The following is a 12,634-nucleotide window of genomic DNA, read 5'->3' on the forward strand; positions in this document are numbered from 1 at the left end:
AGCGGAACATTTAATGTCGTCCGCTCACCTTTAATTATTTTTCTTTTGATTTATATAAAAATGTTGCTTGTGATGATGCATATGCGTTAGGCATCATTTTCATAATTGAATTGCGTACGTTCACAATTAATTTATTACGTTTCTGTGCAACCTTTCCAATTTTTCTTGATCGCTTAATTACCTTGGCAGTGTGCTTAACACGTAATTTATCATATCGTTCAAGTGCTTTGTCGAAATCATAAGCTTCCAAGCAATTGACTAAAACGATTGCATCTTCCATCGCTTGTCCAGCACCTTGCCCCATATTTGGCGTAGTAGCATGGGCAGCATCTCCTAATAAAATTGTTCTTCCATATACAAAGGTTCTTAAAGGTTTCATATCATAAATGTCATTTAATAATATGCCCGTCTCACTTTGCTTATCAAGTATTTGTCGTACTTCATTTGGAAAATGATTAAAATATGCTTGTAAATGCGGTTTACCAAATGTTTGATATTTAGGATCCCTTTCTTTAGCTGGAACCGTAATGAACCAATAAGCTTGGTTATTTAATAATGGAACAACACCAACTCTTCCCTTTGCACCCCAATATTCATTAGCTACATGTTCATCTTTAAGATTGACATCATCAACGATTCCTCTAAAGCAAGTATAGCCCTGATAAATCAACTTGGTAGAGGCACCAACAGCTTCCCTTACATTTGAGTGAATGCCATCTGCTCCGATACACAAATCAAATGCTTCACTTTCTTGTGCTGAAAAGTGAACTGTTACTTTAGAATTTGTTTGTTCTAAACCAGTCACTAAATGATTAGTATATATTGAAGAAGACTTAACATATGATTGAATAATATCTATTAAAGTTTGACGCGCTAACGTTACATTTAAAGTATTATTTTTTAATTTAGCGGACACTAATTCGCGCCCACGTTCATCATATACATTCATAGCTGTTAGATTTTGACCAGCGTTTTTAATGCCCTTTTGAAGATCATGATTACCCAATTTTTTTAGTACATTATCCCCTATTCCTATCCCTGCACTTACTTCACTAATTGAATTATTCTTCTCGAAAATTTTCACTTCATGACCTTGCTCTTCTAATAATGCAGCGACAGTCAAACCACCAATTCCTGCGCCTACAATTGCAACTTTCATTGTTTTTACACCTCAAATTTATCATTCGTTAATATTTTATCATATGTTTAGTTGTTTAAAAGTTTGTCGTCACACTTTTAATGGTAAATTTTACATATCTAAATAAGGTTAGCGACATTGATGACCATGTGCTAACCTCATTGCTATCTATAGTATTTTTTTCGTATATTTTCTTTTTTAATACCAAAGTTGTCATAATATTTTTTCATCATATCAGCAATATTGTCTACCCACTTAATATCACTCGCATATTGGTGTTGCCCAGGATTCTGTGGATTCCAACGCATTTGATATAAATTAAGTTGATTATTTTCAAAATAATGATTACGTACGAAAGATGCGCCACCCATAATTGCTTTACTAGGTGTAGTCCAGGATTGTTGTTTAGCATAGCTTTTACCAGTATGGACAGCATTTTCATCGAAAGCGCCAATTCCATAAAAGTTGTAGTATCTATGACTTCCATCCTTAACGCCTTTAGCAAGTTCTGATTTCCCGTTCCCAGTTTCTACTAATGCATGACTTATTAAGTAAATAATATTAACTTCATATTTATCTTGAGCTTTTATAAAGGTATGGCCTTGATCTTCAAGAATACCTTTACCTTTTAAAATATGATTGACTTCTGATTCAGACATAGGCACTTTTTCAGAAATATCCATATATTTCAACGGATTGTCTCCATGGCTAATACTCATGGCTTGTTCAACATCTTTTTCTTTCGCATTGACAAACTTTCCATCTCTCTCTTTAGTATTTAGCGTACCTTCACCTATCTGTCTTTCTACAGCTTCATTAAAAGTATATTTGATATCATTTTTGAAAAGATTAGTATCAAAAATGAGGAATAGAATTCCAAATATTACTAAAATAGCTATTATTAAGATTGTCGTTATACGAAATCTAGTATTCTTCATTGTTATCTAACTCCCAAAGCTTTATTTTGATAAAACGAAATATGCGATAACAATTGCAATGACAACAATAAAGAATGATACATTGATTGCAATCTTCATACCTGTGCGATCTCTAAACATGACATTAAATATGACTAGACTAATAGCTAAAGATACTGCGAAGAATGCTATTGCAAGCATAAGTTTTAGCATAATTAGAAATACAATACCAATAACTAATAAGACATTGGAAGTGATTGCCATGGCTTTCAAAATATTAGGATTGATACGACTTCACTCCTTTATTTAAACTTTTCAATATACATTTCATCATACATGAAAATTTATAGATATGCGATATTAAAATAGAGGCTCGGAAGTCATTATAGAATGCTTCTTCGCCCCTATGCTCACATAATCATTGATATGATTTTATTCTCGTGACATGCCCTTAAGTAAATTAAGCATGTAAGTTAAACTACGATTCATGTCGTCATCTTTAAGGATACCCATTAAGTTTCTAATAGATGTACGTGCATTAGGACTTGCTTGGTTTGCAACATGAAGACCTTTGTTAAGACGATTAAGCATTTCACTTAAATCTTTCACATTTAAGTCACCAAGTAAAAAGACCATTTGTGCCATATTAGATAATAATCCTGTGTAAATATCCTTATTTAACTCCACTGCAAACTTATTGATAATTACTTGTCGTGCTTTAAATCCACCATTGAGTGCATCTAAAATTTTCGCTTCATCTAAAGTATGAATTAAACGGATTGCTTTAAGAATGCTATCTTTATTCTCAGCAATAGCATCAAGGACTTCGTTTAAATTTTCATTCTTTATTTGCTCAGGTGACTTTTTTAGACGTTTAATTTCAGTAATTCTTTCAGCCATTATTTATCACTCTGCTTCCCTGGGAATACGTAATCAGAACGATTCCATTTTTTCTGTACTTGAACACTATATTGAGGATGACGATGTTTATCAACACGGAAGTTAGTTGGATTTAATGGTGACTTACCACGTTTAGATATAACCTCCATGCGTGCATTTGTTCGCTTGTATGACGGTGTATCAGTGTATTTATCTACATCACTATTTGTGAGTAAGTTAATTGCTCCCATATCTCCATTTTCTAAAGCATCATTATTAAGTGGAATATAGATTTCTTTACCTTTAACTCTATCTGTAATATGAGCTACCAACGTTGCTTCACCAGTTTCTGAAATCAATTTGATTTCAGCACCTTCATGTATATCACGATCTTGTGCTAGTTCTGGTGAAATCTCAACAAATGGATGTGGTACTTTATATCTAATCATTTCAGTTTGATAAGTCATGTTACCTTCATGGAAATGTTCAAGTAAACGACCATTATTAACATGAATATCATAAACTTCATCTTCTTTGAAGAAATTATCAAATGTTAATGGATAAAGCTTTGCCTTTTTATTTTCAAAGTTAAATCCATCTAAATAAAGAATTGGAGAATCTTTCCCATCTTTATCTACAGGCCATTGAAGACTATTAAAACCTTCTAAACGGTCGTAGCTTACACCTGCATATGACGGAGTAAGTCGAGCGATTTCATCCATCACTTCTCCAGGGTGACTATAATCCCAATCTGCGCCTAATTTATTAGCAATAAGTTGGAATATTTCCCAGTCTGGTTTAGAATCCCCCAGTGAATCTAACGCTTTATATAAACGTTGCACACGACGTTCCGTGTTGGTAAATGTACCATCTTTTTCTAGAGAAGGACTTGCAGGTAATACCACATCAGCATAAGTAGCAGTGAATGTTAAGAATTCATCTTGTACAACCATGAAGTCTAATTTCTCAAAAGCTGCTTGAACAAAATTAATATTAGAATCTACGATACCTGTGTCTTCACCATATAAATAAAGTGAATGAACGTCTCCATTATGGATACCTTCTATCATTTGATGATTATCGCGACCAGGAGTTGCACTTAATTCTACGCCATATTCTCTTTCGAATTTAGCTCTAATTTCATCATCAGTAACAAGCTGGTAACCAGGGAATTGGTCAGGCATACTACCCATATCACTACAACCTTGTACATTATTATGACCACGAAGAGGATATGCTCCAGCGCCAGGCTTTCTATAATTACCAGTTACAAGTAATAAATTAGAAATAGCTGTACTTGAATCACTACCGATGTCTTGTTGCGTGATACCCATCGCCCAGCAGATTGCAACTGATTCAGCTTTCGCAACTTCGTGAGCGAACTTAATTAATCGTTCTTTTGGAATACCTGTTGTTTCTTCAGCGAACTCCATTGTGAATGGTTCTAATGATTTATAATATTCATCAAAATAATCGACCCATTCGTCTAAGAATGCCTTATCATGTAAATCATTATCGATAATATACTTTGTCACCGCGCCTAACCATACTAAATCAGTACCTGGTTTGGGTTGATAAAATTCATCTGCACGTTCAGCCATTTCATGTTTTCTAATATCAAAGACATGAGATTTTTGACCGAATAATTTTTGAGCACGTTTCATTCTTGAAGCAATGACAGGATGTGCTTCAGCAGTATTTGTACCAATCAACACTGTCATAGCTGCCTTTTCTAAATCATCAATACCACCAGCGTCGCCGCCGATTCCTACTGTACGAGTCAAACCTTTCGTAGCTGGTGCTTGGCAATAACGTGAACAATTATCTACGTTATTTGTTCCTATCACTTGTCGAGCAAATTTTTGCATTAAATATGACTCTTCATTCGTCGCTTTAGAAGATGAAATAAATGACAAGCTATCTGCACCGTGTTGATCTTTAATATTGTTAAAGTTATCTGCCATCACTTGCAGTGCTTCTTCCCATTCTACTTCATGGAAAGCACCATCTTTCCTTACTAATGGCTTAGTAATACGTTGATCAGAGTTGATGTGCCCCCATGAAAATTTACCCTTAACACATGATGCAATTTTATTAGCAGGAGAATCATGAGATGGTTGAACTTTTAAAATTTCTCTATCTTTTGTCCAAACTTCAAATGAACAACCAACACCACAATATGTACATACTGTTTTAGTTTTATTTATACGTTCTTTACGCATTTCAGATTCTGAGTCAGAAAGTGCCAATAATGGACCATATCCTGGTTCAGATTTTTTGATTAAGTCGATCATTGCTACAAGTGACCCTGGCTCAGTATCAGTCATGTAACCAACGTTGCCTTCCATATTCACTTCCATCATGGCATTACATGGACATACTGTTGCACATTGACCACATGATACACATGAAGATTCATTAATTGGCACATCATTATCCCAGATGACACGTGGATGTTCACGATCCCAATCAATGCTTATTGTTTCATTTACTTCTATGTCTTGGCAGGCTTCAACACATCGACCACATAATATACATTGGTCTGGGTCGTAACGATAGAATGGACCATAATCTTTCTCATAAGGTTTTTCTTTATATTCATATGTTTGATGCTGGATGCCCCACTCATCCATAGTATTATGGATTTCACAGTCTCCATTATTATAGTCACATACCGTACAATAAAGCATATGTTTTTCTAAAATACGATCTAATGCTTCTTTTTGACTTGATTTAACATCGTTGTTATCTGTTTTTACATTCATTGGACGGTCTATTGTTGTGCCACATGCACGCGCAATTTCTCCATCAATTTCAACCATACATGTATCGCATGTTTGAATTGGCCCCATCGATTCATTGTAGCAAATCGCTGGAACGAAAGTATCTCGAGACCGGATAAACTCAAGTAAATTTGTGCCTGGTTCGACAAGATAATCTGTGCCATCAAGTGTGACTACCAAATGTTCTTGCATAGGCTCACCCCATTTATATTAATTTTACCGTAATAGACTTTTCATGTTAGCTAGATCTATCTGAAAAATACCCCACATATATTTCAAGATAGAATTATCTAAATTGTATTACTTTACTTGCAAAAAGTTAAGTATTTATAAATAATTTATATTCATAAATTACTTATTTGAAAATCATTATCAATTAATGATCCTTTTACTTATTACATTTAATACTTATATACCTTGTAAAAATACATTATAAACACAAAAACACTGTGAGAATGGTTCTCACAGTGCTCATATACATTTTATAAATCTAAATTATCTCTTAGTAGTTGCGTGTTGCTATTTTTAGAAGCATCACTTGGGACAAAGTAATATAAACCATCACTTTGAATACCACCTTCTCCGTCAAGTTGATGAACGTTTACGTTATCGTTAGCATCTTTATAATTTTTTCTGACAAGATTCAGATCACTTAATGATAAATCAGTTTTAACATTTTGCTGTATTTCGCTCATTAATGAATTAAAATGTGTTATTGATGTTGGACTTGTCATTTTATTAGCCATAGCTTCAAGTACAAGTTGTTGGCGTTCTTGTCTACCAAAGTCCCCACCAGCACCTTCTTCCTTGCGGCTACGTATAAATCTCATTGCAGCATCCCCATCAACATGTGTTTTTTGCCCTTTTACAAAATGTAAACCACTAATTGTGAAAGTGTCATTACTTACCACATCCACACCACCTAAAGTATCAATCATATCGTGTAATCCATCCATATCAATTGTTGCATAGTGGTCAATTGGTACATTCATTAATTTCTCTAAAGAATTTACCGCCATATTGGGTCCTCCGTAAGCATAGGCATGAGCAATTTTTTCTGTCGTACCTCGTCCTACAATTTGAGCTTGAGTATCACGAGGAATACTAACGAGTTCTGTTTTTTTCTCTTTAGGATTAATTGATAAAATCATAATGGTATCGCTACGCTCTCCACCACCTTGATGTTTTCGCTCCGCATCTGAATCCACACCAAATAATGCAATTGTGAAAGGGTCGCCTTCTTTTAAATTAACCTTTCCTGAGCGTAACTCTGAATGGCTTCTATTTAGAGGATTATGTATCTTATCCCCTGTAATAAATATCTTGGCACAGATGTATATTACTACAATAACAGCGAGTGAAAATAATACTCCTACTATCCAAAGTAAAATTTTAGTTGGCAGGCTCATTTTTCTTTTATCTGAACGTTTCACTCCTACCACTCCTTTACATTTATTTCATATTCATATTCCATAGATAATTATATTATAAAATAAATTATTTACTATACATCTGTAGACCTATTCATTTATACATTCCGAATAACTTAAAAGTGAATTTTAACTCACATAATTATAATTGAGGACAATAATAAAGCCTTAAAAAGAAACTCTTTCTAAGGCTCCGACATTAACAATTCACTTATACAATTATATTAATATAATTGTACTTATTTTTGATAGCCATTACCGCTATTCAAAATATCCAGTACATCTTGATGACAACCAGGGTTACTAATTATAAAAGGGCCACCCTTACCAAAATCAACTTTGCCACCATCTAAGCTAGTCATTTTCAAATTAAGTTCTTGCGCAAAAAGAAACTGAGCGACTATATCCCAAGGTTTAGGATTCGTATTCATGTGAGCGCCGAATTGACCTTTAATGACTCTAATTGAATCTAAACCACATGAACCAATAATTCGATAACTAAATGAAGTTTGGAAAAGTGCGTTTATCGTTCTATCATTTAAAACATGTGGGTTAAACGACAATATTGCATCTTCAATGGATAATGTTGCAGGCTTTAACATCGGTAAATCATTCTCATATGCTCCCTCACCTGCTATTGCTTTATATAATTTATTATGAGGATAATCGTAGATATAAGATAGTTTTGGCTCTCCATCCACAAAGTATCCTAGTATAATACAATAATCTTCTTGTTGCTTTACAAGGTTAGCCGTACCATCAATAGGATCCATAATCCAAACATGTCCATGATAAGGATCAATATCATCATTATTTTTTTCTTCAGCTAATAGTAGATGCCCAGGTAATTGATTTGACAAGAATGTTTGAAAATGGTCTTGAATCTGTTTGTCTACGTTAGTAACTAAATCAAAACGATCCTTTTTAGTATCTGTATGCATCTCTTGAATAAGACGCGGTAAAATATCATCAACAATTTTTAACCAATCACAAATTAAACGATCAATCTGCTTTAAACTTTCTGTCATCCTATGTTTCACCACCAAATAAAATAAATTTATGTAGAATTAATAAATCAGTTATATATTATAAGTAAACTTTAATTATCGAAATCTCTCTATTTACTTATATTTATTTTATACGAAGTCATCAAGATTTTGGAACAATAATTAATAAGTTTTTAAAAAAGAAAAAATCGGCTAGTCACGAGCTAGCCGACAAATAGAAAGGAAAGTAAGTAATAAATATTGAAGATGTTTTGATGTAACTCGAACGATTACACAGCTATCTGTTATATAGCTCTACCCCTTTGTCTAATCGCTCCCCCTGTTACAAATATTATATTAACATAATGATTTTTATATTGTAAGCGTTTTCTAAAAGAAAAATAAGAAATTTTACACTTTTGTACCGACCAAAAATAAGAAAATGTCATCATTGTCGCTTATATGTTATAATAAATGTAATATGTAATGTTTATGGAGGTGACTTTCATTGAATAAATTAGAACGCCAAAATCAAATCATTCAGTCTATACAAAATTCAGATAAAATGACCGCTTCACAACTTGCAAAACTATTTAAAGTTTCGAAACGTACTATTTTAAGGGATATTGATGATTTAGAAGAACAAGGTGTAAAAGTGTACGCACAACACGGTAAACTCGGTGGTTATCAAATTAAAGATGCTCAATCAAAAATTTCTTTATCTTTAACAGAAAATCAACTGTCAGCGCTGTTTCTTACACTAAATGAAAGTCAGTCTTATTCTACTCTCCCTTATCAAACAGAAATTCAAGCCATTATTAAACAATGTTTAGGTTTACCTCAAACGCGATTACGTAAGCTATTAAAAAAGATGGATTATTATATTAAATTTGAAGATAGTAATAATTACTCATTACCACAACTATTTTCGGATATATTAATATACTGTACAGAACGAAATGTCATGCTTGTTGATTATATTGAAGAAGGAAAAGCGCACGCTGAAAATGTTATTTTTATAGGTTTATTGTGTAAAGATGGTCAGTGGCATGCAGTGATCTTTGATATAGGTCGTGGTCATACACGTGAATTATCAATCATGGACATACACGATATTTCTTACTCATTCGAAAAAACTATTAAAACTCAAGATATCTCAATAGATAACTATCAGCAATTTTTAAACCCAGCTGACATAAACAGTTAATTTGAATCAGCTGGGTTTTTAAACTAATTATAAAATATTGACCATAGAGTATAAATAAATGACACTAGATTATTTAACATATGCAAGCTAATCGATGCTGCCAAATTTCTCTTTGAAATTAAATACACAGAGACTAAAGCAATGGCTAAAATAAAGTATGCTCCGAATTCAAACGGTGATTTCGCATCAGTTACATGTATGTAAGTAAATAATACAGCTGATATAATCCCCATTACAATAAAATTAAACTTCTTTCCTAACTCTCCTATTAGTATGTGTCTAAACACTAATTCTTCGACGATAGGTCCTACAATCACGATTAATAAAAACGCGAAAGGTATAAATGCATGTACTTTGAACAATTGATCTAAAGCCATCTCATTTTGCGTATCAGAATATTGTAGATGCTTAGGTAAAAACTGCATTAACCATTCATATAAACTTGACAAACCATACGCCAATAAAAAAGCGATAATAATAATGAACCATCGTCGTTTCAAGTATTGTAAACCTTTTTTAAACCTCTCTCCAAATGTATGGATGTGTAAAAAGTAAAATACAAATATCACAACAACATAAGCCATTAACTGCGCTAATGTACTAATCATCGCTAATTGTAACTGTGACATATGTTTTAGAAAAAGCGCTCCTAGCGCCATACCTGCAACGCTAAATAGAAAAAGTCCCACCAATACTACTGCAATTAGACTTAAATCTCTCCACGCAATATCACTAAATTTATATTTTTTCTTAACTTTTTTCTGCCTCATAGACGTTTCCTTTCTATTACTCAATCATTTTTAAAATTTATTGGAGGAATTATGAATTATTTAGAAATCACACGACACATTGAACAACGAATTATAAAATTGCTCTCTCTGACTGAAAATGCTAAATATTATGTACTCAATCATCATAACAAATTTGAAGAAACTTTGAACGTATTTAATCAAGAAGTAGAAGTTGAAAAAATTTGGATAGAATCGCATAAATCAATATTAAGTACCACACCAGAATTAACATCTTACTATTATGTCATTCTTCATTTATCAAAACACCCTCTTATACCAATCAAACAAGGAGACATGCTTTTTTATATTCATATCAAACAACTTTTATTACATGAACAACTTTTAAAAATCAAACCTTCGACTTCCTAATTATTATAAATTTATCTTTAATTTCGTTTATCAACGTTTCGATACATTGCACTTATTTAAATCTCACATAACTTAAAACATCATGTGCTTTAAATTTTAATATTATATTATTCAAAAAATACCTCAAATTGTAAACGTTTAATAATAGCGTTATAATCGTACTGATTAAGTAATTAAAAGGAGTGTTAGATGTGCTTGGCTTCTCAGTATATTTAGGAAATGCTTTAGATAAAGAGTATATTCTTAACATGGCTTCTATGGGTTATGATGTGATCTTTACATCTTTACAAATCCCTGAAGAAAACAAGCAACATCAGTTGTCATATTTTGGGGAATTATGTCAGCTTCTTTCATCATATAATATCACTTATATCATTGATGTTAATCCTTCTTTACTTAATCCAACGCTTTACAGTTATTTAAATCAATTGCCACATGGGGCATTTTCTATACGTATTGATGATCAATTGGATGTTGAACTCATCCATGAAGTTCAAAGTCATGGTTTCCAATGCTGTCTTAATGCGAGTAATATCACAGAAGATATGTTGAAGCGCATTTACAAACAAGATTATCAGTCTCAACTATTATACTGTCACAATTATTATCCACGACCTGATACAGGTCTTTCACATTCTTTCATTGAATATAAAAATCAACTTATTAAAACTTACGATAAACATGCAAAAATATATGCCTTTATACCAGGAACAGAGCTAAGAGGCCCTTTACATAAAGGGTTACCAACAGTTGAGTCACATCGTTCATCACATCCTTTAGTTGCTACGCATGAATTACAATCTCTAGATATCTCTCATGTTATTATCGGTGACACAGCAATCAATTTATTAATTGCTCAACAATTGTCTGATATGATGCATCGTCGACATTTTACGCTCAAGCTTAAAGACTTGGATCCATCATTTTCTGAGAGAGTCTTAAGAACACATACATCGCGCATTGACGCACCAGAGCATATCATACGTTCTCAATATTCACGTGTTAACAATGATACTCCTATAGATCCTATAGGAATAACTGAAAGAGACATTGGGGATATCACTGTAGATAACCAACTAAATGGGCGATATGAAGGTGAAATTCAAGTCGTTAAAACACCACTCAAAGGACATTCTCATATTAACCATATTGCAACAGTGAGCGATGGAGATCTTCAATTATTAACACTGATTCAGCCTGGAGATACTTTTAAATTTACATATACGAAGGAGAATGACAATGAATCGTTTAACAACAGAAACTCGTAACACTCAAACGATGCATTTAGATGAAATGACTATTCAAGATGCACTACTAACAATAAATCGTGAGGATCAAAAAGTACCAAAAGCCATTGAACAAGTGATTCCTCAGTTATCACAGGTTATAACTAGTGCTATCCAATGTTTTAATCGTGGAGGAAGAATAATCTATATAGGCGCTGGTACAAGTGGACGTCTTGGCGTTTTAGATGCTGCTGAATGTGTACCAACTTTTAATACACGTCCTGAAGAGGTCGTTGGTATTATTGCGGGTGGTCAAAAAGCGATGACCGTCGCAGTTGAAGGGGCTGAGGATGATAGCGAGCAAGGCGCACAAGACTTAAAAGATATTCAGCTAAATGATAATGATATTGTTATTGGAATATCTGCAAGTGGTCGCACACCTTACGTTAAAGGTGCCCTCACTTATGCAAACGATATTCATGCTGATACTGTTGCTCTTTCGTGTAATACAAATAGTGAAATTAGTGCTTATGCAGAGCATATTTTAGAAGTTAATGTAGGACCTGAAGTTTTAACAGGGTCTACTCGTTTAAAATCTGGCACTGCTCAAAAACTCATATTAAATATGATTTCTACAATGACAATGATTGGGGTCGGAAAAGTATATGATAACTTAATGGTGGATTTACGACCTACGAATAAAAAATTGGTCAATCGTTCAATCACCATTATTCAAGATATATGTGATTTAAATGAACAAGATGCACAAACATTGTATGAAGAAGCGGGAAATCATATTAAAACGGCAGTTGTCATGTATTTATGTAATACAACTAAAGAAGACGCTGAGACGCGTTTATATAAAAGTAATGGAGTGATCAAGCAAGCCATCAACGTTTAAGGGGGAG

12 protein-coding genes are annotated in these 12,634 nt (G+C 33.2%); 4 read left to right on the plus strand and 8 right to left on the minus strand.

Annotated features, from left to right (window positions below):
- Positions 1–34 precede the first annotated feature (34 nt).
- The 7 genes from HMPREF3154_RS00615 to HMPREF3154_RS00645 form a co-directional block, all read right to left on the minus strand.
- The gene (locus HMPREF3154_RS00615; RefSeq protein ID WP_002432615.1) at positions 35–1,159 is read right to left on the minus strand and encodes an FAD-dependent monooxygenase; all 1,125 of its coding nucleotides are present in this window, start codon (positions 1,157–1,159) and stop codon (positions 35–37) included.
- A gap of 143 nt (positions 1,160–1,302) precedes the next feature.
- On the minus strand, positions 1,303–2,076 hold the full coding sequence (locus HMPREF3154_RS00620; protein WP_002432770.1) for an N-acetylglucosaminidase: 774 nt from the start codon (positions 2,074–2,076) through the stop codon (positions 1,303–1,305).
- A gap of 21 nt (positions 2,077–2,097) precedes the next feature.
- Positions 2,098–2,319, minus strand: coding sequence for a hypothetical protein (locus HMPREF3154_RS00625; protein WP_002443867.1), 222 nt, complete (start codon positions 2,317–2,319; stop codon positions 2,098–2,100).
- 168 nt (positions 2,320–2,487) lie between these two features.
- A complete protein-coding gene (locus HMPREF3154_RS00630; protein ID WP_002432356.1) occupies positions 2,488–2,955 on the minus strand; it encodes a helical membrane plugin domain-containing protein in 468 nt (155 codons plus the stop codon).
- Entirely contained in the window at positions 2,955–5,909 is a 2,955-nt protein-coding gene (gene fdhF, locus HMPREF3154_RS00635) for a formate dehydrogenase subunit alpha (RefSeq protein ID WP_030063431.1), read from the minus strand. Before fdhF ends, HMPREF3154_RS00630 begins: the two co-directional genes overlap by 1 nt.
- A gap of 290 nt (positions 5,910–6,199) precedes the next feature.
- Positions 6,200–7,150 carry an LCP family glycopolymer transferase gene (locus HMPREF3154_RS00640; protein WP_023351279.1) on the minus strand — a complete coding sequence of 317 codons (951 nt, stop codon included), beginning with the start codon at positions 7,148–7,150 and terminating at the stop codon, positions 6,200–6,202.
- 236 nt (positions 7,151–7,386) lie between these two features.
- Positions 7,387–8,175: an inositol monophosphatase family protein gene (locus HMPREF3154_RS00645; protein ID WP_023351278.1), complete on the minus strand. Its 789-nt coding sequence runs from the start codon at positions 8,173–8,175 to the stop codon at positions 7,387–7,389.
- A 466-nt stretch (positions 8,176–8,641) separates the two neighbouring features.
- Between HMPREF3154_RS00645 and HMPREF3154_RS00650 the strand changes: the two genes are divergently transcribed.
- Positions 8,642–9,340, plus strand: coding sequence for a helix-turn-helix transcriptional regulator (locus tag HMPREF3154_RS00650; protein WP_002432593.1), 699 nt, complete (start codon positions 8,642–8,644; stop codon positions 9,338–9,340).
- Positions 9,341–9,363: 23 nt separating this feature from the next.
- Here HMPREF3154_RS00650 and HMPREF3154_RS00655 read toward each other — a convergent pair whose 3' ends face one another.
- Positions 9,364–10,110, minus strand: coding sequence for a CPBP family intramembrane glutamic endopeptidase (locus HMPREF3154_RS00655; RefSeq protein ID WP_023351277.1), 747 nt, complete (start codon positions 10,108–10,110; stop codon positions 9,364–9,366).
- A gap of 51 nt (positions 10,111–10,161) precedes the next feature.
- Between HMPREF3154_RS00655 and HMPREF3154_RS00660 the strand changes: the two genes are divergently transcribed.
- The 3 genes from HMPREF3154_RS00660 to murQ all read left to right on the plus strand — a co-directional run bounded on the left by HMPREF3154_RS00660 (position 10,162) and on the right by murQ (position 12,627).
- On the plus strand, positions 10,162–10,500 hold the full coding sequence (locus tag HMPREF3154_RS00660; protein ID WP_023351276.1) for a hypothetical protein: 339 nt from the start codon (positions 10,162–10,164) through the stop codon (positions 10,498–10,500).
- Positions 10,501–10,691: 191 nt separating this feature from the next.
- The gene (locus tag HMPREF3154_RS00665; RefSeq protein ID WP_023351275.1) at positions 10,692–11,768 is read left to right on the plus strand and encodes a MupG family TIM beta-alpha barrel fold protein; all 1,077 of its coding nucleotides are present in this window, start codon (positions 10,692–10,694) and stop codon (positions 11,766–11,768) included.
- Positions 11,740–12,627 (plus strand): N-acetylmuramic acid 6-phosphate etherase, encoded by an 888-nt coding sequence (gene murQ / locus HMPREF3154_RS00670; protein WP_023351274.1) that lies wholly within the window; start codon positions 11,740–11,742, stop codon positions 12,625–12,627. Before HMPREF3154_RS00665 ends, murQ begins: the two co-directional genes overlap by 29 nt.
- Positions 12,628–12,634 lie beyond the last annotated feature (7 nt).

Source organism: Staphylococcus sp. HMSC06C11 (genome assembly GCF_001808345.1).
In the GTDB taxonomy this organism is placed as follows: Bacteria; Bacillota; Bacilli; order Staphylococcales; family Staphylococcaceae; genus Staphylococcus; species Staphylococcus capitis.